Raw genomic sequence first — 22,905 nt, forward strand, 5'->3', positions numbered from 1 at the left:
GGATCACCGGCAGCTTTTTTTATTTCGATTCATGAATGGATCGGTTTCGAATTGTTTACAAATGGAACTCAATTCGTGTATGGTATGATAGAAAGTCGAAAAATGCTCTTTTTGAGAAACTATTCAAAGTGGTGATGAAGTTGTTACTCGTGATAGATGTAGGAAACACAAATACCGTTTTAGGTGTTTATCATAATGGCGATCTAAACTACCATTGGCGAATTGAAACAAGCCGTCATAAAACAGAAGACGAATTTGGTATGTCCATCAGGGCTTTATTCGATTATGTGGGGCTGATGTTTGACCAAATAGAAGGGATTATCATCTCGTCTGTTGTCCCGCCAATGATGTTCGCACTTGAAAGAATGTGCGAAAAGTATTTTCACATAACACCCCAAATTGTAGGGCCTGGAATGAAGACTGGATTAAACATTATGTGTGACAATCCAAAGGAAGTCGGGGCCGATCGAATTGTCAATGCAGTAGCAGCCATTCACCTATATGGGGCGCCTCTTATTGTGGTAGACTTTGGAACAGCAACAACCTACTGTTATATCAATGAACAAAAACAATACATGGGTGGAGCGATTGCGCCGGGTATTACCATCTCAACTGAGGCTTTATATACAAGAGCGGCGAAGCTGCCGAGAATTGAGATTGTCCGTCCAGATCACATTGTTGGAAAAAACACCATCAGTGCGATGCAATCCGGCATCCTTTATGGATATGTTGGCCAAGTCGAGGGAATAGTGAAACGGATGAAGCAGCAAGCCAAACAAACACCGAAAGTCATTGCAACAGGCGGTTTGTCTACATTGATTGGAAATGAATCAGACTGTATCGATATTGTCGATCCGTTCCTTACATTAAAAGGACTGCAGCTCATTTATGAACGTAATCGCGTCGGTGTATTATAGGAGGTTTAAATCAAATGGATTATTTAGTTAAAGCGTTAGCATATGACGGAAAAGTCCGCGCATATGCTGCAAACACAACAGATACAATCAACGAAGCACAAAGAAGACATCATACGTGGCCGACTGCATCAGCAGCCATCGGCAGAACGATGACAGCAACAGTCATGATGGGTGCTATGCTGAAAGGTGAGAATAAGCTAACTGTCAAAATAGAAGGCGGTGGACCAATCGGCGCCATTATTGCTGATGGAAATGCAAAAGGCCAGGTACGAGGATATGTCTCAAATCCACAAGTTCACTTTGACTTAAATGAACATGGCAAGCTGGATGTTAGACGTGCAGTCGGAACATCTGGAACGTTAAGTGTTGTCAAAGATATCGGGCTGAAGGACCACTTTACAGGACAAACAGAAATTGTCTCAGGTGAAATTGGAGATGACTTCACTTATTATCTAGTTTCTTCTGAGCAAGTGCCTTCTTCTGTAGGCGTAGGCGTCCTTGTCAATCCAGATAATTCGATTCTCGCAGCAGGCGGTTTCATCATTCAATTGCTGCCTGGTACAGAAGATGCTGTCATTGAAAGACTAGAAAAGCGCCTGTCAACCATTGAACCAATCTCTAAACTCATTGAAAAAGGGATGACACCAGAACAAATATTAGAAGAAGCACTTGGTGAAAAGCCTCAAATTTTAGAAACTGTACCTGTCGAATTTGCTTGTAACTGCTCAAAAGAACGGTTTGCAAATGGCATTATCAGCCTAGGAAAAACCGAAATTGACGATATGATTGAACAAGACGGACAAGCAGAAGCTCAATGCCATTTTTGTAACGAAACGTATGTATTTACAAAAGAAGAGCTAGAGGAGCTGCGTGAAGAATTAACCCGCTAAGCTCTAAGCAGCGGGTTTTCTTTTTAGAATGGAAAGGAGACGAAAGATGAGATTAAAAGCAAGAGTGGTATGGACATTTATTCTCGTGTTGCTCATGATTAATGCCGTTGTCATTGCATATGTATTAACAAAGTCACAAATGTCACAGGCTTCTTCTAACGGGAAGAGTGGTGAAGAAATTGCGTCGATTGGAAAAGAGAAGGTGACGCGTCAAGAATGGCTAAAGAAAATGGAAGACCGCTACGGAAAGGCGACTCTTGAGCAAATGATCAATCAGAAGGTGGTCAATCAGCTTGCCAAGCAAAACAAGCTGGAAGTGTCTTCAAAAGAGATCAATCGTGAATTGCTCATGCTCAAAGCGGTGTCTAATAATTTCTATGAAGATGGACATACAAGTGAGAAGGAATGGAAAGAACAGATTCGTTATCAAATTTTATTAGAGCAGCTTTTAACAAGAGATGCCGTCGTTTCTGAAAAAGAAGCGAAATCGTTTTATGAAAAAAACAAGGACTTATATCAATATGATGATTCATACCGCATTCGCCATATCGTCGTGAAGACAAAGAGCGAGGCTGAAAATGTATTAAAAGATTTAAAAGGTGGATCTAGCTTCGAAGCTGTGGCAGCTGAACGTTCAATCGACCGTTACACCTCACCATACGGCGGAGATCTTGGATTTGTGACAGAAGAGCAGGAAAGTATCCCAGCCCTATACATACAAGAAGCTCAAAAGCTTCAGCCAGATGAATGGACGAAAGAGCCGATTCAGACCAAAAACGGGTATGCCATTATTCAGTTAAAAGAAAAATTAAATGGCCGCTCTTTCTCCTATGACGAAGTCAAAGACCAGATTAAAAGGCAGATCGCCATGGAAGATCTAGGTGAAAAGGCGAATGTCAAAACCCTGTGGAAAGAAGCAAAAGTCACATGGTTTTACGATGGAGAGCAGGACTAAAAGCATTGACAAAATTTTTTGAAATTGATAATTTAATATTAATACAATAAAATTACTCGGAGATAGAGGTGTTAGTGATGGCTCGTATTGCAAATTCAGTTTTTGAACTAATAGGAAATACACCAGTCGTTAAATTAAACCGTTTAGTAGATGAAGACAGTGCGGATGTCTACTTGAAACTTGAATATATGAACCCGGGCAGCAGTGTCAAAGATCGTATTGCTTTAGCGATGATCGAAGATGCTGAAGCAAAAGGTACATTAAAAGCCGGCGATACGCTTATTGAACCAACAAGCGGAAATACAGGAATCGGCCTTGCAATGGTAGCGGCTGCTAAAGGAATCAATGCAATTTTGGTTATGCCGGACACAATGAGTCAGGAGCGCCGCAACCTTTTACGCGCTTATGGTGCGGAACTTGTCTTAACACCAGGTGCAGAAGGAATGAAAGGTGCCATCAAAAAAGCGGAAGAATTAGCAGAAGAGCATGGTTACTTCATGCCTCAGCAATTTAGCAACGAAGCCAATGCAGAGATTCACCGTCGTACAACTGGGAAAGAAATTCTTGAACAGTTTGACGGCGAGCTTGATGCATTTATTGCAGGTGTTGGTACGGGCGGTACGATTACAGGTGCTGGTGAAGTCCTAAAAGAAGCCATCCCATCCATCCAGCTTTATGCAGTAGAGCCGACAGATTCTCCTGTATTGTCAGGCGGTAAGCCGGGTCCGCATAAAATTCAAGGAATTGGAGCAGGTTTTGTTCCTTCAATCTTGAACACAGAAATATATGACGGCATCATCCAAGTGAAAAACGAAGATGCATTTGAGCTTGCAAGAAAAGCAGCGAAAGAAGAAGGAATCCTTGGCGGTATTTCTTCTGGAGCAGCTATTTACGCAGCGCTTCAAACAGCGAAGAAGCTTGGTAAAGGGAAAAAGGTTCTGGCCATCATCCCAAGTAATGGTGAGCGTTACCTCAGTACACCTCTTTATCAATTCGATTAAACCAATCACCCCAGCATTTGCTGGGGTTTTTTTATGAATTCTGAAGATGGAAAGCAAATACTATTTTCTAAATAAAATGGATTGCATTACAATAAGGTTAATGAAAATGAAAAAGGATGATAATATGACACAACGCAGGCCGATGGGCATCAAAATTCCTTTTACGAAAGATGCATTTTTGAAAAGATACGAACAATTAACTGCTCGTGAAACACATCATGTGCTTCTTGAAAGTGCGCGCGGCGGTTCTTATAGCATCGCTGGTATTCACCCGATCGCTAAAGCGAAGGGGAAAGATGGAATGACGACTATCCATTATCAAGATGAGGTGCTGTTCAAAGAAGGTGATCCATTCAGAGCCTTTACGGATTGGTTTCAAACCCTCCAAACCGAAACGAACGACGAATACCCCGACTTTCAAGGCGGAGCAATTGGGTTTTTAAGCTACGATTATGCTAGATACATCGAACATTTTAAGATGCTGTCAATTGATGATCTTCAAACACCAGACCTTTATTTTCTCGTATTTAACGATGTTGCAGTTTTTGATCATAAAGAGCACGCGCTTTGGCTGATTACGCACATAGAGGAAGCGGAATCAGGGAGTGAAGCGAACCAAAGGCTTGAAGAATGGAAGCAAAAATGGACAAGCTCTTCAGAAGAATCAGCACAATCACCTGTCAGTGAACCTTCCACAGAATTTGTACCAGCAGCACTATTCACTGAAGAAACCTTTGGGGAAGCAGTAGAGAAAATTAAGCAATATATCGCAAACGGTGATGTGTTCCAAGTGAACTTATCCATCAGACAAGATGAACAGCTTCACACTCATCCGTATGATTTATACAAAACGTTACGTCAAGTCAATCCATCTCCTTACATGTCTTACCTGCATACGCCTGACTTCCAAATTGTTTGTGGATCTCCAGAGCTGCTTATTAAGAAAAAAGGAACTCAGCTAGAAACAAGACCAATTGCCGGAACAAGATCACGAGGCAAAGACGACGCTGAGGATCAAGCGCTGGCAAAAGAGCTCATTGAAAATGAAAAAGAACGCGCAGAGCATGTGATGCTCGTTGACCTTGAGCGGAATGACCTTGGACGCGTATCCACTTATGGATCCGTAAAAGTGAACGAATTTATGGCGATTGAGAAATATTCGCACGTGATGCATATTGTATCCAATGTACAAGGGGAGCTGCGTGATGAATGTGACGCGGTAGATGTCATGAGAGCTGTATTCCCAGGTGGAACGATTACAGGTGCTCCAAAAGTAAGGACGATGGAAATCATAGAAGAACTTGAGCCAACAAGACGTGGGCTTTATACTGGATCTATAGGCTGGTTTGGATTCAATCACGATATGCACTTTAATATCGTCATTCGTACTGCGTATTGTACAGAAGGAAAAGCCTTTATGCAGTCAGGTGCGGGGATTGTCATAGATTCTGTCCCAAAACACGAATATAAAGAATCGATTAAAAAAGCCTATGCAGTGAAAAAAGCATTACAGCTGAGCAAAGAAGAGACTATTTTGAGTTAGAGGTGAGCAGAGTATGATTTTAATGATTGATAATTATGATTCATTTACGTACAACCTGGTCCAGTATTTAGGTGAGCTTGGGGAAGAATTGATCGTGAAACGGAATGATCAAGTAACCATTCAAGAAATTGAAGAGCTCAAGCCGGATTTCCTCATGATTTCTCCAGGGCCATGCAGTCCTGATGAAGCGGGAATTAGTATGGAGGCGATCAAGCACTTTGCAGGAAGTATTCCGATCTTCGGTGTGTGTCTAGGTCACCAATCCATCGCACAAGTCTTTGGCGGGGATGTCGTTCGAGCAGAGCGCTTAATGCACGGTAAAACGTCAGAGATTAAACATGATGGAAAAGGTGTCTTCACAGGACTTCAAAATCCGCTCGTTGCAACGAGATATCATTCGTTAATTGTCAAAAACGAGACATTGCCAGAATGCTTTGACGCAACAGCCAGCACAAAAGAAGGTGAGCTCATGGCGATTCGCCATAAAGAACTGCCGATTGAAAGTGTGCAATTCCATCCTGAATCGATTATGACGTCCTTCGGAAAAGAAATGCTGAAAAATTTCATTGAAACCTATCGTAAAAAGGGGCATGAAGTAAACGCATGATCATTTATCTGAACGGTCAGTATATAGAGGAGAAAGACGCGACTCTTTCTCCTTTTGATCATGGTTTTCTATATGGCATCGGTGTATTCGAAACATTTACCAGCCTGGCAGGACAAGTCTTCCTGTTAGATTGGCATCTTGAAAGGCTCAATCAATCATTACGTGACCTTTGCATCGAATCCACAATAGAGAAACCATTTGTACTCGACATCATTTATACTTTACTGAATAAAAACCAAATAGCCGGCGGCCATGCGAGAATTCGCTTGAATGTTTCTGCGGGCAGAGGCAATGGGTTTTCTGCAGATCCTTATGAAGAGCCTGTCGTTTTTGTCATGATCTCTCCATTCCGTCCAGAATCTATTTTAGATGAGAAAAAGGGAGTCATTCTTCAAACAAGAAGAAATACACCAGAAGGGCCAAGGCGCCTCAAGTCTCATCACTATATGAACAACCTGCTCGCCAAAAGAGAAGTGGGGAACGACCTGGCGTTAGAAGGCATCTTTTTAACGAAAGAAGATGATGTGGCAGAAGGTATTACCTCGAATGTTTTTTGGCGGAAAGATGATGTGGTCTATACACCGTCACTTGATACAGGCATTTTAAATGGGGTCACTCGTCGATACTGTATGGAAACGCTCCACGCGATGGGGATCTCGCTAAAGGAAGGACGATACCCAGTCTCACATTTGCTCTCAGCTGATGAGGTATGGATGACTAATTCTGTTCAGGGAGTCGTACCTTTCGGGAGTATAGGAGACATCCACTTGCCCAAAAACAGCCGGACCATCTCAACAAAGTTAAGAATGCAATACACAAAAGAACGTCAAGACCATAAAGAGTAGGTGGACACAATGACACAACAATTGATAAAACAGCCTAAAATCATACAGGCCAAGCATCACACCCTTAGCTATGAAGAAAAGACATTGGTCATGGGCATTTTAAATGTCACTCCTGACTCTTTTTCAGATGGAGGAAAGTTTAATCAAGTAGATAAAGCGCTGGCTCATGCAGCGCAGCTGATAGAAGACGGGGCGCATATTATTGATATTGGCGGAGAATCGACTCGCCCGGGAGCGGCACTTGTCTCGGAAGAAGAGGAGCTTTCAAGGGTCATTCCTGTCATTGAGAAGATCACAAAAGAATTAGATGTACCTATCTCTATTGATACGTATAAAGCCCGTGTCGCAGATGAAGCGGTGAAAGCTGGAGCCTCCATCATTAATGATGTATGGGGAGCGAAGGCAGATCCCCAAATGGCACATGTGGCAGCGAAGCACAATGTCCCAATCATTTTAATGCACAATCGGCCAGAACGAAACTACACACATCTGATTTCAGATATGATCGCCGATTTGAAAGAAAGTGTCCAAATTGCCCAGCAAGCGGGTGTCCGTGATGACATGATTATATTAGATCCAGGGGTAGGATTTGCGAAAAATAAAGAGGACAACCTGAAGGTCATGAATGAACTCGAATATTTTTGTCACCTTGGGTATCCACTGCTGCTAGCTACATCACGAAAACGATTCATTGGTGCTGTTTTAGACCTGCCTCCTGAAGAACGTACTGAAGGAACAGGTGCGACAGTTTGCCTTGGGATTCAAAAGGGCAGTGCGATGGTCCGTGTACATGATGTAAAAGAAATAGCAAGAATGGCAAAAATGATGGATGCTATGCTGAATAAGGGAGGCGCTTATCATCGATAAAGTATATGTAAATGGAATGGAATTTTACGGGTACCATGGTGTATTTGCAGAAGAAAATAAATTAGGGCAGCGATTCCGCGTGGACTTAACAGCTTCACTTGATTTAAGTAAAGCCGGACAAACTGATGACCTCAATGAGACCATCAACTATGCAGAGCTTTACCAAATCTGCAAAAGCATTGTAGAAGGTAAGCCGGTCAATCTCGTTGAAACACTGACAGAAAGAATTGCAAACCAAGTGTTAAAGGACTTTCCGACAGTTCAGGAATGTACAGTGAAGGTGATCAAACCAGATCCGCCAATTCCAGGACACTATCAGTCCGTTGCAATTGAAATGACGAGATCGCGCACATGAACAATACAGCATACATCGCATTAGGCTCAAACATAGGTAAAAAAGAAACCTATTTAAAAGAAGCCGTCAAAAAACTGCATGAACATCCAGAGGTTCAAGTGGAATTAATCTCATCGATATATGAAACAGCACCTGTAGGCTATGAAAACCAAGATGACTTTTTAAACATGGCCGTGAAAATTACCACTTCACTTCGTCCGGAGGAACTGCTGTCTCTTACTCAGAAAATCGAGCAGGAGTTAGGCAGAACAAGAGAAGTGAGATGGGGACCGCGAACGGCTGACCTTGACATTTTACTTTATAATCGTGAAAATATTGAAACAGAACAACTTGTAGTGCCGCATCCTAGAATGTACGAACGTTTATTCGTTCTTGTCCCGATGAGTGAGATTTGCCCAGAAATCGGCGAAGTACAAATAAATGCCGTAACAGACCAAGAAGGTGTAAGCATATGGAAAAAGACATGTGGGGTAGAAGAATTCGTGCATACCGAAAGCTAAAAGGGTATACTCAGGAAGGGTTCGCGAAAAGACTGGGCATCTCTGTCTCTGTCTTAGGAGAAATTGAGCGAGGCAATCGATTACCAACAAACCAATTGGTTGGTCAAATAGCAGATGCTTTAAATATAACGGTGGAAGAACTTTCGCCAATTCTTGAAGAAGAAAGGAGGGGGAAAAATGTTTAAAATCGGAGATATCGAGATTAAAAACAAAGTAGTGCTCGCACCAATGGCTGGTGTGTGCAACTCTGCCTTCAGACTGACGGTGAAAGAGTTTGGAGCGGGCTTAGTCTGCGCTGAAATGGTCAGTGACAAAGCGATCCTGATCAACAACGCGAGAACGATGGGTATGCTATACATTGATGAACGGGAAAAGCCTTTGAGCCTTCAGATATTTGGAGGGGAAAAAGACACACTCGTTGAAGCGGCAAAGTTCGTAGACCAGAATACCACAGCTGATATTATTGATATTAACATGGGCTGTCCTGTACCAAAGATTACGAAATGTGATGCAGGAGCGAAATGGCTCCTTGATCCAAACAAGATTTATGAAATGGTCTCTGCTGTCGTAGAAGCTGTAGACAAACCAGTTACTGTGAAAATGAGAATGGGCTGGGATGAAGACCATATCTTTGCTATCGACAATGCCCGTGCTGTTGAACGAGCAGGTGGACAAGCGGTTGCGCTTCACGGACGGACACGCGTGCAAATGTACGAAGGAACAGCGAATTGGGATATTATTAAAGAGGTTAAACAATCTGTTTCAATTCCTGTCATCGGCAATGGCGATGTCAAAACCCCTCAAGATGCAAAACGTATGCTTGATGAAACGGGTGTGGACGCTGTCATGATCGGAAGAGCTGCACTAGGAAACCCGTGGATGATTTATCGAACGGTTCATTATTTAGAAACGGGTGAACTGAAAGAAGAGCCAAACGTGCGTGAGAAAATGTCAGTGTGCAAGCTTCACTTAGACAGACTCATCGATCTAAAAGGCGAGCATGTGGCTGTTAGAGAAATGAGAAAGCACGCAGCATGGTACTTAAAAGGTGTCCGAGGCAATGCGGACGTAAGAAATCAAATCAATCAAAGTGAAACGAGAGCGGAGCTTGTACAAGTTCTTGATGACTTTACGATCGAAGCCGAGGCAAAAGAGCTTCAAAGTATAAAAGTAGGATAAGATTATCTTTCTTTTTGTAGCTCACTGCTAGTGCATGTACTGGCAGTTTTTCTGCTTTTCTCTGCAAAATACATTATTGGAGTGATATAAAATGAGTAATGAAGGGCTTAATAACGAAGAATTAAATGACCAATTCCAGGTCAGACGTGACAAAATGAATAAAATGAGAGAAGAGGGTATCGATCCATTCGGTGAACGATATGACCGTTCTCATCAATCTGCGCAAATTATCGCTGAATATGACGAGTTTTCTAAAGAAGACTTAGAAGGAAAAGCGGCTCAAGTAACAATCGCTGGACGTATGATGACAAAGCGCGGAAAAGGTAAAGCTGGCTTTGCGCATATTCAAGACTTAGAAGGACAAATTCAAATCTACGTTCGTAAAGATAGTGTAGGGGAAGAAGCCTACGAATTATTTAAAAGCTCAGACCTAGGCGATATTATCGGTGTAACAGGAACTGTTTTTAAAACAAATGTAGGAGAACTTTCTATTAAAGCGACTAGCTTTGAGGTTCTGACAAAAGCACTTCGCCCGCTTCCTGATAAATATCATGGATTAAAAGATGTTGAACAACGCTATCGTCAGCGCTACCTTGACCTCATTGTAAATCCAGAAAGTAAGCAGACGTTCATTATGCGAAGCAAAATCATTCAATCCATGAGAAGATACTTAGATTCTAAAGGATACTTAGAAGTTGAAACACCAACAATGCACAGCATTCCTGGTGGTGCATCAGCGCGTCCTTTCATTACTCATCACAATGCACTTGATATGCCGCTTTATATGCGTATTGCGATCGAGCTGCACTTAAAACGCCTAATTGTCGGTGGTCTAGAGAAAGTATACGAGATTGGCCGCGTATTCCGTAATGAAGGTGTATCGACTCGTCATAACCCAGAATTCACTATGATCGAGCTGTATGAAGCATACGCAGACTACAAAGACATCATGAATCTGACTGAAAACTTGATTGCCCATATTGCCCAAGAGGTGCTGGGAACAACAACCATTCAATATGGAGAAGATGAAATTGATCTCAAACCTGAATGGAAGAGACTGCATATGGTTGAAGCGGTCAAAGAAGCAACAGGTGTAGACTTCTGGCAGGAGATGTCTATAGAAGAAGCAAAACAGCATGCTGCTGATCATGGTGTTGAAATCACGAAAAATATGACAGTAGGTCATATTATCAATGAGTTCTTCGAGCAAAAAGTAGAAGAAACATTGGTTCAGCCTACATTCATTTACGGACATCCAGTGGAGATTTCTCCATTAGCTAAGAAAAATCCTGAAGATCCTCGCTTCACAGATCGCTTTGAGCTGTTTATCGTGCGCCGTGAGCATGCAAATGCATTCACAGAGCTAAACGATCCAATTGATCAAAGAGAACGCTTTGAAGCTCAATTAAAAGAACGTGAAGAAGGAAATGACGAAGCACATCTAATGGATGACGATTTTGTTGAAGCATTAGAATACGGCATGCCTCCAACAGGTGGTTTAGGAATCGGGATCGACCGATTAATCATGCTTTTAACAAATTCTCCATCAATCAGAGATGTACTGCTTTTCCCGCAAATGAGAAACCGCTAATATATCAATCAAAGCGCCATTTTATCTATGGCGCTTTTTATTTTTCATAAAATGAAACTTTTTTTAAAAAAACTATTGCAAGGAAAGATTCCAGGTGGTATATTATTATTCGTTGCCGCAAAACAGCAACGAGGTTAAAAAAAGAAATTGAAAAAAGTTCTTGACTTTAACCGATGCAAAATGGTAAGATATTAAAGTCGCTTACGAGCGATAACGAACATGATCTTTGAAAACTAAACAAGACAAAACGTACCTGTTAATTCGAGTTTTTATAAAAAAATCCTATGATACTTCATAGGTAGTCAGTCAAACTGGCGAAAAGCAAAACTTCGGTTTTGTACTTTTTCGGAGAGTTTGATCCTGGCTCAGGACGAACGCTGGCGGCGTGCCTAATACATGCAAGTCGAGCGGACAGAAGGGAGCTTGCTCCCGGATGTTAGCGGCGGACGGGTGAGTAACACGTGGGTAACCTGCCTGTAAGACTGGGATAACTCCGGGAAACCGGAGCTAATACCGGATAGTTCCTTGAACCGCATGGTTCAAGGATGAAAGACGGTTTCGGCTGTCACTTACAGATGGACCCGCGGCGCATTAGCTAGTTGGTGGGGTAATGGCTCACCAAGGCGACGATGCGTAGCCGACCTGAGAGGGTGATCGGCCACACTGGGACTGAGACACGGCCCAGACTCCTACGGGAGGCAGCAGTAGGGAATCTTCCGCAATGGACGAAAGTCTGACGGAGCAACGCCGCGTGAGTGATGAAGGTTTTCGGATCGTAAAGCTCTGTTGTTAGGGAAGAACAAGTGCGAGAGTAACTGCTCGCACCTTGACGGTACCTAACCAGAAAGCCACGGCTAACTACGTGCCAGCAGCCGCGGTAATACGTAGGTGGCAAGCGTTGTCCGGAATTATTGGGCGTAAAGGGCTCGCAGGCGGTTTCTTAAGTCTGATGTGAAAGCCCCCGGCTCAACCGGGGAGGGTCATTGGAAACTGGGAAACTTGAGTGCAGAAGAGGAGAGTGGAATTCCACGTGTAGCGGTGAAATGCGTAGAGATGTGGAGGAACACCAGTGGCGAAGGCGACTCTCTGGTCTGTAACTGACGCTGAGGAGCGAAAGCGTGGGGAGCGAACAGGATTAGATACCCTGGTAGTCCACGCCGTAAACGATGAGTGCTAAGTGTTAGGGGGTTTCCGCCCCTTAGTGCTGCAGCTAACGCATTAAGCACTCCGCCTGGGGAGTACGGTCGCAAGACTGAAACTCAAAGGAATTGACGGGGGCCCGCACAAGCGGTGGAGCATGTGGTTTAATTCGAAGCAACGCGAAGAACCTTACCAGGTCTTGACATCCTCTGACAACCCTAGAGATAGGGCTTTCCCTTCGGGGACAGAGTGACAGGTGGTGCATGGTTGTCGTCAGCTCGTGTCGTGAGATGTTGGGTTAAGTCCCGCAACGAGCGCAACCCTTGATCTTAGTTGCCAGCATTCAGTTGGGCACTCTAAGGTGACTGCCGGTGACAAACCGGAGGAAGGTGGGGATGACGTCAAATCATCATGCCCCTTATGACCTGGGCTACACACGTGCTACAATGGACAGAACAAAGGGCTGCAAGACCGCAAGGTTTAGCCAATCCCATAAATCTGTTCTCAGTTCGGATCGCAGTCTGCAACTCGACTGCGTGAAGCTGGAATCGCTAGTAATCGCGGATCAGCATGCCGCGGTGAATACGTTCCCGGGCCTTGTACACACCGCCCGTCACACCACGAGAGTTTGCAACACCCGAAGTCGGTGAGGTAACCTTTATGGAGCCAGCCGCCGAAGGTGGGGCAGATGATTGGGGTGAAGTCGTAACAAGGTAGCCGTATCGGAAGGTGCGGCTGGATCACCTCCTTTCTAAGGATATATGGAGCAGCGTACGTTTTCGTTTTGTTTAGTTTTGAAGGATCATTCCTTCAAAACATGTCTCTAGCGAGACAGGATTGTTCTTTGAAAACTAGATAACAATAAGTAATACATTCACATTGAATGCAATGCAAAGTTCATCACACATAGTGATTCTTTCTAAAGTAAGAAATGGTTAAGTTAGAAAGGGCGCACGGTGGATGCCTTGGCACTAGGAGCCGATGAAGGACGGGACGAACACCGATATGCTTCGGGGAGCTGTAAGCAAGCTTTGATCCGGAGATTTCCGAATGGGGAAACCCACTGCTCGTAATGGAGTAGTATCCATACTTGAATACATAGAGTATGAGAAGGCATACCCGGGGAACTGAAACATCTAAGTACCCGGAGGAAGAGAAAGCAAATGCGATTCCCTGAGTAGCGGCGAGCGAAACGGGAACAGCCCAAACCAAGAGGCTTGCCTCTTGGGGTTGTAGGACACTCTATACGGAGTTACAAAGGAATGATATAAGCGAAGAGGTCTGGAAAGGCCCGCCAAAGAAGGTAACAGCCCTGTAACTGAAATGTTATTCTCTCCAGAGTGGATCCTGAGTACGGCGGAACACGTGAAATTCCGTCGGAATCCGGGAGGACCATCTCCCAAGGCTAAATACTCCCTAGTGACCGATAGTGAACCAGTACCGTGAGGGAAAGGTGAAAAGCACCCCGGAAGGGGAGTGAAATAGATCCTGAAACCGTGTGCCTACAAGTAGTCAGAGCCCGTTAACGGGTGATGGCGTGCCTTTTGTAGAATGAACCGGCGAGTTACGATCCCGTGCAAGGTTAAGCAGAAGATGCGGAGCCGCAGCGAAAGCGAGTCTGAATAGGGCGCATGAGTACGTGGTCGTAGACCCGAAACCAGGTGATCTACCCATGTCCAGGGTGAAGTTCAGGTAACACTGAATGGAGGCCCGAACCCACGCACGTTGAAAAGTGCGGGGATGAGGTGTGGGTAGGGGTGAAATGCCAATCGAACCTGGAGATAGCTGGTTCTCTCCGAAATAGCTTTAGGGCTAGCCTCAAGGTAAGAGTCTCGGAGGTAGAGCACTGATTGGACTAGGGGCCCCTACCGGGTTACCGAATTCAGTCAAACTCCGAATGCCGATGACTTATCCTTGGGAGTCAGACTGCGAGTGATAAGATCCGTAGTCGAAAGGGAAACAGCCCAGACCGCCAGCTAAGGTCCCAAAGTATACGTTAAGTGGAAAAGGATGTGGAGTTGCTTAGACAACCAGGATGTTGGCTTAGAAGCAGCCACCATTTAAAGAGTGCGTAATAGCTCACTGGTCGAGTGACTCTGCGCCGAAAATGTACCGGGGCTAAACGTATCACCGAAGCTGCGGACTGTTCTTACGAACAGTGGTAGGAGAGCGTTCTAAGGGCTGTGAAGCCAGACCGGAAGGACTGGTGGAGCGCTTAGAAGTGAGAATGCCGGTATGAGTAGCGAAAGACGGGTGAGAATCCCGTCCACCGAATGCCTAAGGTTTCCTGAGGAAGGCTCGTCCGCTCAGGGTTAGTCGGGACCTAAGCCGAGGCCGAAAGGCGTAGGCGATGGACAACAGGTTGATATTCCTGTACCACCTCCTCACCATTTGAGCAATGGGGGGACGCAGGAGGATAGGGTAAGCGCGGTATTGGATATCCGCGTCCAAGCAGTTAGGCTGGGAAATAGGCAAATCCGTTTCCCGTGAAGGCTGAGCTGTGATGGCGAGCGAAATTTAGTAGCGAAGTTCCTGATTCCACACTGCCAAGAAAAGCCTCTAGCGAGGTGAGAGGTGCCCGTACCGCAAACCGACACAGGTAGGCGAGGAGAGAATCCTAAGGTGATCGAGAGAACTCTCGTTAAGGAACTCGGCAAAATGACCCCGTAACTTCGGGAGAAGGGGTGCTTCTTAGGGTGTTAAAGCCCCGAGAAGCCGCAGTGAATAGGCCCAGGCGACTGTTTAGCAAAAACACAGGTCTCTGCGAAGCCGTAAGGCGAAGTATAGGGGCTGACGCCTGCCCGGTGCTGGAAGGTTAAGAGGAGCGCTTAGCGTAAGCGAAGGTGCGAATTGAAGCCCCAGTAAACGGCGGCCGTAACTATAACGGTCCTAAGGTAGCGAAATTCCTTGTCGGGTAAGTTCCGACCCGCACGAAAGGCGCAACGATCTGGGCACTGTCTCAACGAGAGACTCGGTGAAATTATAGTACCTGTGAAGATGCAGGTTACCCGCGACAGGACGGAAAGACCCCGTGGAGCTTTACTGCAGCCTGATATTGAATGTTGGTACAGCTTGTACAGGATAGGTAGGAGCCTTGGAAACCGGAGCGCTAGCTTCGGTGGAGGCATCGGTGGGATACTACCCTGGCTGTATTGACCTTCTAACCCGCTGCCCTTATCGGGCAGGGAGACAGTGTCAGGTGGGCAGTTTGACTGGGGCGGTCGCCTCCTAAAATGTAACGGAGGCGCCCAAAGGTTCCCTCAGAATGGTTGGAAATCATTCGCAGAGTGTAAAGGCACAAGGGAGCTTGACTGCGAGACCTACAAGTCGAGCAGGGACGAAAGTCGGGCTTAGTGATCCGGTGGTTCCGCATGGAAGGGCCATCGCTCAACGGATAAAAGCTACCCCGGGGATAACAGGCTTATCTCCCCCAAGAGTCCACATCGACGGGGAGGTTTGGCACCTCGATGTCGGCTCATCGCATCCTGGGGCTGTAGTCGGTCCCAAGGGTTGGGCTGTTCGCCCATTAAAGCGGTACGCGAGCTGGGTTCAGAACGTCGTGAGACAGTTCGGTCCCTATCCGTCGCGGGCGCAGGAAATTTGAGAGGAGCTGTCCTTAGTACGAGAGGACCGGGATGGACGCACCGCTGGTGTACCAGTTGTTCTGCCAAGGGCATCGCTGGGTAGCTATGTGCGGACGGGATAAGTGCTGAAAGCATCTAAGCATGAAGCCCCCCTCAAGATGAGATTTCCCATTCCGCAAGGAAGTAAGATCCCTGAAAGATGATCAGGTTGATAGGTCTGAGGTGGAAGCGTGGTGACACGTGGAGCTGACAGATACTAATAGATCGAGGACTTAACCTATATTCTAATGTGAAGCATGAACATTGTTATCTAGTTTTGAGAGAACATTCTCTCCATCAGGTTTGGTGGCGATAGCGAAGAGGTCACACCCGTTCCCATACCGAACACGGAAGTTAAGCTCTTCAGCGCCGATGGTAGTTGGGGGTTTCCCCCTGTGAGAGTAGGACGCCGCCAAGCTTCTATAAAGATCAGTTCCAGTCGGAACTGATCTTTTTTGTGTTTTGCATGACTTGCTTCTATATAATAGGTTCTTAAAGTGAAAATACGTTGTTCCCTCGTTGATTGCTAAATGAATCAAAATTTACGCTCTTTCAATTTAACATGTCGGTCATCATATGAACCAGCAGCTCAAATGATCAAGGGTCTACACTAAAAGCATAGAAAACCTCACCTTCGGCTAAATAGATATAGAAAGGCGATGTATAGGGCACTAAATAGAAAGACTTCATCCCGAAGGGGATGGTCAGCTATTGTTGCATTTCCAATTTAAAAAGATAGAAGAAATGAAAGAAACAATACTCATTTTATTTCTCCTGTTAAAATTATTTGAAGCAATAGAAAAATGATGTGAAACGATTTTGTTGAAAAATAGTAAAGACCAGCAGTATTTTCACACTTTTTTATGCAAAAAAGATTTCTCAGAAAAATAAAATAATAACAAGATTTCTTTTTTGAATGTTTTTATCCAGAGATATATGAAATAAAATCAAGGGTATGAAAGCTTCGAAATAGCTGTTTTCAAAGGAATAAAGCCTTATTAGTACTCTTTTTAACAAAAAAACATAAAAAAATGAAAAAAAGGCTTTTAAAATGATGAGACAAGTGGTAAACTTCTTTAGGTGCCTTAACGAAAAGATGAAAAAACAGCTTTAAAATAAATTCAAAAATTATTTTAAAAAAGTCTTTACAAACAATATCTTATCGTTATATAATACTATTTGTCAGATCGAGAGACACTTCGAAACGACACAATATGGAGGATTAGCTCAGCTGGGAGAGCATCTGCCTTACAAGCAGAGGGTCGGCGGTTCGAGCCCGTCATCCTCCACCATATTTATTCTTACATAATGTTAGGATAGATAAAGCCGGTGTAGCTCAACTGGTAGAGCAACTGACTTGTAATCAGTAGGTTGGGGGTTCAAGTCCTCTTGCCGGCACCACTTTCATATGGTAAGATAGACAAGTCGCTTTTAAAGCGAGCCATTAGCTCAGTTGGTAGAGCATCTGACTTTTAATCAGAGGGTCGAAGGTTCGAGTCCTTCATGGCTCACCATGTTTCATGCGGGTGTGGCGGAATTGGCAGACGCGCTAGACTTAGGATCTAGTGTCTTTATGACGTGGGGGTTCAAGTCCCTTCACCCGCATTGCCAAATAAAATAAAGAAATCCTGTAATGCGGAAGTAGTTCAGTGGTAGAACACCACCTTGCCAAGGTGGGGGTCGCGGGTTCGAATCCCGTCTTCCGCTTATACCATCCACGCCGGGGTGGTGGAATTGGCAGACACACAGGACTTAAAATCCTGCGGTAGGTGACTACCGTGCCGGTTCAAGTCCGGCCCTCGGCATTATAAATAAGCGCCCGTAGCTCAATTGGATAGAGCGTTTGACTACGGATCAAAAGGTTAGGGGTTCGACTCCTCTCGGGCGCGCCATTAAGATCGGGAAGTAGCTCAGCTTGGTAGAGCACTTGGTTTGGGACCAAGGGGTCGCAGGTTCGAATCCTGTCTTCCCGACCATCTTTTATGGGGCCTTAGCTCAGCTGGGAGAGCGCCTGCCTTGCACGCAGGAGGTCAGCGGTTCGATCCCGCTAGGCTCCACCAATATGATCTTTGAAAACTAAACAAGACAAAACGTACCTGTTAATTCGAGTTTTTATAAAAAATCCTATGATACTTCATAGGTAGTCAGTCAAACTGGCGAAAAGCAAAACTTCGGTTTTGTACTTTTTCGGAGAGTTTGATCCTGGCTCAGGACGAACGCTGGCGGCGTGCCTAATACATGCAAGTCGAGCGGACAGAAGGGAGCTTGCTCCCGGATGTTAGCGGCGGACGGGTGAGTAACACGTGGGTAACCTGCCTGTAAGACTGGGATAACTCCGGGAAACCGGAGCTAATACCGGATAGTTCCTTGAACCGCATGGTTCAAGGATGAAAGACGGTTTCGGCTGTCACTTACAGATGGACCCGCGGCGCATTAGCTAGTTGGTGGGGTAATGGCTCACCAAGGCGACGATGCGTAGCCGACCTGAGAGGGTGATCGGCCACACTGGGACTGAGACACGGCCCAGACTCCTACGGGAGGCAGCAGTAGGGAATCTTCCGCAATGGACGAAAGTCTGACGGAGCAACGCCGCGTGAGTGATGAAGGTTTTCGGATCGTAAAGCTCTGTTGTTAGGGAAGAACAAGTGCGAGAGTAACTGCTCGCACCTTGACGGTACCTAACCAGAAAGCCACGGCTAACTACGTGCCAGCAGCCGCGGTAATACGTAGGTGGCAAGCGTTGTCCGGAATTATTGGGCGTAAAGGGCTCGCAGGCGGTTTCTTAAGTCTGATGTGAAAGCCCCCGGCTCAACCGGGGAGGGTCATTGGAAACTGGGAAACTTGAGTGCAGAAGAGGAGAGTGGAATTCCACGTGTAGCGGTGAAATGCGTAGAGATGTGGAGGAACACCAGTGGCGAAGGCGACTCTCTGGTCTGTAACTGACGCTGAGGAGCGAAAGCGTGGGGAGCGAACAGGATTAGATACCCTGGTAGTCCACGCCGTAAACGATGAGTGCTAAGTGTTAGGGGGTTTCCGCCCCTTAGTGCTGCAGCTAACGCATTAAGCACTCCGCCTGGGGAGTACGGTCGCAAGACTGAAACTCAAAGGAATTGACGGGGGCCCGCACAAGCGGTGGAGCATGTGGTTTAATTCGAAGCAACGCGAAGAACCTTACCAGGTCTTGACATCCTCTGACAACCCTAGAGATAGGGCTTTCCCTTCGGGGACAGAGTGACAGGTGGTGCATGGTTGTCGTCAGCTCGTGTCGTGAGATGTTGGGTTAAGTCCCGCAACGAGCGCAACCCTTGATCTTAGTTGCCAGCATTCAGTTGGGCACTCTAAGGTGACTGCCGGTGACAAACCGGAGGAAGGTGGGGATGACGTCAAATCATCATGCCCCTTATGACCTGGGCTACACACGTGCTACAATGGACAGAACAAAGGGCTGCAAGACCGCAAGGTTTAGCCAATCCCATAAATCTGTTCTCAGTTCGGATCGCAGTCTGCAACTCGACTGCGTGAAGCTGGAATCGCTAGTAATCGCGGATCAGCATGCCGCGGTGAATACGTTCCCGGGCCTTGTACACACCGCCCGTCACACCACGAGAGTTTGCAACACCCGAAGTCGGTGAGGTAACCTTTATGGAGCCAGCCGCCGAAGGTGGGGCAGATGATTGGGGTGAAGTCGTAACAAGGTAGCCGTATCGGAAGGTGCGGCTGGATCACCTCCTTTCTAAGGATATATGGAGCAGCGTGCGTTTTCGTCTTGTTTAGTTTTGAAGGATCATTCCTTCAAAACATGTCTCTAGCGAGACAGGATTGTTCTTTGAAAACTAGATAACAATAAGTAATACATTCACATTGAATGCAATGCAAAGTTCATCACACATAGTGATTCTTTCTAAAGTAAGAAATGGTTAAGTTAGAAAGGGCGCACGGTGGATGCCTTGGCACTAGGAGCCGATGAAGGACGGGACGAACACCGATATGCTTCGGGGAGCTGTAAGCAAGCTTTGATCCGGAGATTTCCGAATGGGGAAACCCACTGCTCGTAATGGAGTAGTATCCATACTTGAATACATAGAGTATGAGAAGGCATACCCGGGGAACTGAAACATCTAAGTACCCGGAGGAAGAGAAAGCAAATGCGATTCCCTGAGTAGCGGCGAGCGAAACGGGAACAGCCCAAACCAAGAGGCTTGCCTCTTGGGGTTGTAGGACACTCTATACGGAGTTACAAAGGAATGATATAAGCGAAGAGGTCTGGAAAGGCCCGCCAAAGAAGGTAACAGCCCTGTAACTGAAATGTCATTCTCTCCAGAGTGGATCCTGAGTACGGCGGAACACGTGAAATTCCGTCGGAATCCGGGAGGACCATCTCCCAAGGCTAAATACTCCCTAGTGACCGATAGTGAACCAGTACCGTGAGGGAAAGGTGAAAAGCACCCCGGAAGGGGAGTGAAATAGATCCTGAAACCGTGTGCCTACAAGTAGTCAGAGCCCGTTAACGGGTGATGGCGTGCCTTTTGTAGAATGAACCGGCGAGTTACGATCCCGTGCAAGGTTAAGCAGAAGATGCGGAGCCGCAGCGAAAGCGAGTCTGAATAGGGCGCATGAGTACGTGGTCGTAGACCCGAAACCAGGTGATCTACCCATGTCCAGGGTGAAGTTCAGGTAACACTGAATGGAGGCCCGAACCCACGCACGTTGAAAAGTGCGGGGATGAGGTGTGGGTAGGGGTGAAATGCCAATCGAACCTGGAGATAGCTGGTTCTCTCCGAAATAGCTTTAGGGCTAGCCTCAAGGTAAGAGTCTCGGAGGTAGAGCACTGATTGGACTAGGGGCCCCTACCGGGTTACCGAATTCAGTCAAACTCCGAATGCCGATGACTTATCCTTGGGAGTCAGACTGCGAGTGATAAGATCCGTAGTCGAAAGGGAAACAGCCCAGACCGCCAGCTAAGGTCCCAAAGTATACGTTAAGTGGAAAAGGATGTGGAGTTGCTTAGACAACCAGGATGTTGGCTTAGAAGCAGCCACCATTTAAAGAGTGCGTAATAGCTCACTGGTCGAGTGACTCTGCGCCGAAAATGTACCGGGGCTAAACGTATCACCGAAGCTGCGGACTGTTCTTACGAACAGTGGTAGGAGAGCGTTCTAAGGGCTGTGAAGCCAGACCGGAAGGACTGGTGGAGCGCTTAGAAGTGAGAATGCCGGTATGAGTAGCGAAAGACGGGTGAGAATCCCGTCCACCGAATGCCTAAGGTTTCCTGAGGAAGGCTCGTCCGCTCAGGGTTAGTCGGGACCTAAGCCGAGGCCGAAAGGCGTAGGCGATGGACAACAGGTTGATATTCCTGTACCACCTCCTCACCATTTGAGCAATGGGGGGACGCAGGAGGATAGGGTAAGCGCGGTATTGGATATCCGCGTCCAAGCAGTTAGGCTGGGAAATAGGCAAATCCGTTTCCCGTGAAGGCTGAGCTGTGATGGCGAGCGAAATTTAGTAGCGAAGTTCCTGATTCCACACTGCCAAGAAAAGCCTCTAGCGAGGTGAGAGGTGCCCGTACCGCAAACCGACACAGGTAGGCGAGGAGAGAATCCTAAGGTGATCGAGAGAACTCTCGTTAAGGAACTCGGCAAAATGACCCCGTAACTTCGGGAGAAGGGGTGCTTCTTAGGGTGTTAAAGCCCCGAGAAGCCGCAGTGAATAGGCCCAGGCGACTGTTTAGCAAAAACACAGGTCTCTGCGAAGCCGTAAGGCGAAGTATAGGGGCTGACGCCTGCCCGGTGCTGGAAGGTTAAGAGGAGCGCTTAGCGTAAGCGAAGGTGCGAATTGAAGCCCCAGTAAACGGCGGCCGTAACTATAACGGTCCTAAGGTAGCGAAATTCCTTGTCGGGTAAGTTCCGACCCGCACGAAAGGCGCAACGATCTGGGCACTGTCTCAACGAGAGACTCGGTGAAATTATAGTACCTGTGAAGATGCAGGTTACCCGCGACAGGACGGAAAGACCCCGTGGAGCTTTACTGCAGCCTGATATTGAATGTTGGTACAGCTTGTACAGGATAGGTAGGAGCCTTGGAAACCGGAGCGCTAGCTTCGGTGGAGGCATCGGTGGGATACTACCCTGGCTGTATTGACCTTCTAACCCGCTGCCCTTATCGGGCAGGGAGACAGTGTCAGGTGGGCAGTTTGACTGGGGCGGTCGCCTCCTAAAATGTAACGGAGGCGCCCAAAGGTTCCCTCAGAATGGTTGGAAATCATTCGCAGAGTGTAAAGGCACAAGGGAGCTTGACTGCGAGACCTACAAGTCGAGCAGGGACGAAAGTCGGGCTTAGTGATCCGGTGGTTCCGCATGGAAGGGCCATCGCTCAACGGATAAAAGCTACCCCGGGGATAACAGGCTTATCTCCCCCAAGAGTCCACATCGACGGGGAGGTTTGGCACCTCGATGTCGGCTCATCGCATCCTGGGGCTGTAGTCGGTCCCAAGGGTTGGGCTGTTCGCCCATTAAAGCGGTACGCGAGCTGGGTTCAGAACGTCGTGAGACAGTTCGGTCCCTATCCGTCGCGGGCGCAGGAAATTTGAGAGGAGCTGTCCTTAGTACGAGAGGACCGGGATGGACGCACCGCTGGTGTACCAGTTGTTCTGCCAAGGGCATCGCTGGGTAGCTATGTGCGGACGGGATAAGTGCTGAAAGCATCTAAGCATGAAGCCCCCCTCAAGATGAGATTTCCCATTCCGCAAGGAAGTAAGATCCCTGAAAGATGATCAGGTTGATAGGTCTGAGGTGGAAGCGTGGTGACACGTGGAGCTGACAGATACTAATAGATCGAGGACTTAACCTATATTCTAATGTGAAGCATGAACATTGTTATCTAGTTTTGAGAGAAC

13 protein-coding genes, 9 tRNA genes and 5 rRNA genes are annotated in these 22,905 nt (G+C 46.4%); all 27 read left to right on the forward strand.

All coding sequences use genetic code 11. The features are described from left to right. Positions 1-140 precede the first annotated feature (140 nt). The 27 genes from NSU11_RS00430 (at position 141) to NSU11_RS00560 (ending at position 22,859) form a co-directional block, all read left to right on the forward strand. On the forward strand, positions 141-917 hold the full coding sequence (locus NSU11_RS00430; RefSeq protein WP_024427185.1) for a type III pantothenate kinase: 777 nt from the start codon (positions 141-143) through the stop codon (positions 915-917). Positions 918-931: 14 nt separating this feature from the next. Then, the gene (gene hslO, locus NSU11_RS00435) at positions 932-1,807 is read left to right on the forward strand and encodes an Hsp33 family molecular chaperone HslO (protein WP_342493748.1); all 876 of its coding nucleotides are present in this window, start codon (positions 932-934) and stop codon (positions 1,805-1,807) included. 46 nt (positions 1,808-1,853) lie between these two features. Further along, complete coding sequence (locus NSU11_RS00440) at positions 1,854-2,762, forward strand: peptidyl-prolyl cis-trans isomerase (RefSeq protein ID WP_024425654.1); 909 nt, start codon at positions 1,854-1,856, stop codon at positions 2,760-2,762. A gap of 77 nt (positions 2,763-2,839) precedes the next feature. Then, on the forward strand, positions 2,840-3,763 hold the full coding sequence (gene cysK / locus NSU11_RS00445; protein WP_024425655.1) for a cysteine synthase A: 924 nt from the start codon (positions 2,840-2,842) through the stop codon (positions 3,761-3,763). Positions 3,764-3,887: 124 nt separating this feature from the next. After that, on the forward strand, positions 3,888-5,306 hold the full coding sequence (locus NSU11_RS00450) for an anthranilate synthase component I family protein (RefSeq protein WP_044334313.1): 1,419 nt from the start codon (positions 3,888-3,890) through the stop codon (positions 5,304-5,306). Between the two features lie 13 nt (positions 5,307-5,319). Further along, positions 5,320-5,913: an aminodeoxychorismate/anthranilate synthase component II gene (gene pabA, locus NSU11_RS00455; protein WP_024425656.1), complete on the forward strand. Its 594-nt coding sequence runs from the start codon at positions 5,320-5,322 to the stop codon at positions 5,911-5,913. Continuing rightward, positions 5,910-6,758 (forward strand): aminodeoxychorismate lyase, encoded by an 849-nt coding sequence (pabC, locus tag NSU11_RS00460; RefSeq protein ID WP_044334308.1) that lies wholly within the window; start codon positions 5,910-5,912, stop codon positions 6,756-6,758. Before pabA ends, pabC begins: the two co-directional genes overlap by 4 nt. 9 nt (positions 6,759-6,767) lie before the next feature. Next, entirely contained in the window at positions 6,768-7,625 is an 858-nt protein-coding gene (gene folP / locus NSU11_RS00465; protein ID WP_044334311.1) for a dihydropteroate synthase, read from the forward strand. Then, positions 7,618-7,980: a dihydroneopterin aldolase gene (gene folB / locus NSU11_RS00470; protein WP_080780838.1), complete on the forward strand. Its 363-nt coding sequence runs from the start codon at positions 7,618-7,620 to the stop codon at positions 7,978-7,980. Before folP ends, folB begins: the two co-directional genes overlap by 8 nt. Further along, positions 7,977-8,480, forward strand: a complete 504-nt coding sequence (folK, locus tag NSU11_RS00475) for a 2-amino-4-hydroxy-6-hydroxymethyldihydropteridine diphosphokinase (protein WP_024425660.1) — start codon at positions 7,977-7,979, stop codon at positions 8,478-8,480. Before folB ends, folK begins: the two co-directional genes overlap by 4 nt. After that, complete coding sequence (locus NSU11_RS00480) at positions 8,432-8,665, forward strand: helix-turn-helix transcriptional regulator (RefSeq protein WP_024425661.1); 234 nt, start codon at positions 8,432-8,434, stop codon at positions 8,663-8,665. Before folK ends, NSU11_RS00480 begins: the two co-directional genes overlap by 49 nt. Next, entirely contained in the window at positions 8,658-9,659 is a 1,002-nt protein-coding gene (gene dusB, locus NSU11_RS00485; RefSeq protein ID WP_024425662.1) for a tRNA dihydrouridine synthase DusB, read from the forward strand. Before NSU11_RS00480 ends, dusB begins: the two co-directional genes overlap by 8 nt. Before the next feature lie 91 nt (positions 9,660-9,750). Continuing rightward, positions 9,751-11,250: a lysine--tRNA ligase gene (gene lysS, locus NSU11_RS00490; RefSeq protein ID WP_024427180.1), complete on the forward strand. Its 1,500-nt coding sequence runs from the start codon at positions 9,751-9,753 to the stop codon at positions 11,248-11,250. Positions 11,251-11,592: 342 nt separating this feature from the next. After that, positions 11,593-13,141 (forward strand): 16S ribosomal RNA (locus NSU11_RS00495). A gap of 182 nt (positions 13,142-13,323) precedes the next feature. After that, a 23S ribosomal RNA gene (locus tag NSU11_RS00500) occupies positions 13,324-16,254 on the forward strand. Between the two features lie 61 nt (positions 16,255-16,315). Beyond that, positions 16,316-16,431, forward strand: a 5S ribosomal RNA gene (gene rrf / locus NSU11_RS00505). Positions 16,432-17,229: 798 nt separating this feature from the next. Next, positions 17,230-17,305 (forward strand) — tRNA-Val (locus NSU11_RS00510). 33 nt (positions 17,306-17,338) lie between these two features. Then, a tRNA-Thr gene (locus NSU11_RS00515) sits at positions 17,339-17,414 on the forward strand. A 37-nt stretch (positions 17,415-17,451) separates the two neighbouring features. After that, a tRNA-Lys gene (locus NSU11_RS00520) sits at positions 17,452-17,527 on the forward strand. Between the two features lie 8 nt (positions 17,528-17,535). Then, a tRNA-Leu gene (locus tag NSU11_RS00525) sits at positions 17,536-17,618 on the forward strand. Between the two features lie 30 nt (positions 17,619-17,648). Continuing rightward, positions 17,649-17,720 (forward strand) — tRNA-Gly (locus NSU11_RS00530). A gap of 12 nt (positions 17,721-17,732) precedes the next feature. After that, positions 17,733-17,818, forward strand: a tRNA-Leu gene (locus NSU11_RS00535). Positions 17,819-17,828: 10 nt separating this feature from the next. After that, positions 17,829-17,905 (forward strand) — tRNA-Arg (locus tag NSU11_RS00540). Between the two features lie 7 nt (positions 17,906-17,912). After that, a tRNA-Pro gene (locus NSU11_RS00545) sits at positions 17,913-17,989 on the forward strand. A gap of 8 nt (positions 17,990-17,997) precedes the next feature. After that, positions 17,998-18,073, forward strand: a tRNA-Ala gene (locus NSU11_RS00550). 124 nt (positions 18,074-18,197) lie between these two features. Continuing rightward, positions 18,198-19,746, forward strand: a 16S ribosomal RNA gene (locus NSU11_RS00555). Positions 19,747-19,928: 182 nt separating this feature from the next. Continuing rightward, a 23S ribosomal RNA gene (locus tag NSU11_RS00560) occupies positions 19,929-22,859 on the forward strand. Together the 16S, 23S and 5S rRNA genes with 9 tRNA genes alongside form the textbook arrangement of a ribosomal RNA operon. The last annotated feature ends 46 nt before the right edge of the window (positions 22,860-22,905 follow it).

Origin of the sequence: Bacillus sp. FSL R5-0712, from assembly GCF_038593285.1 — a bacterium.
Taxonomy (GTDB): domain Bacteria; phylum Bacillota; class Bacilli; order Bacillales; family Bacillaceae; genus Bacillus; species Bacillus safensis.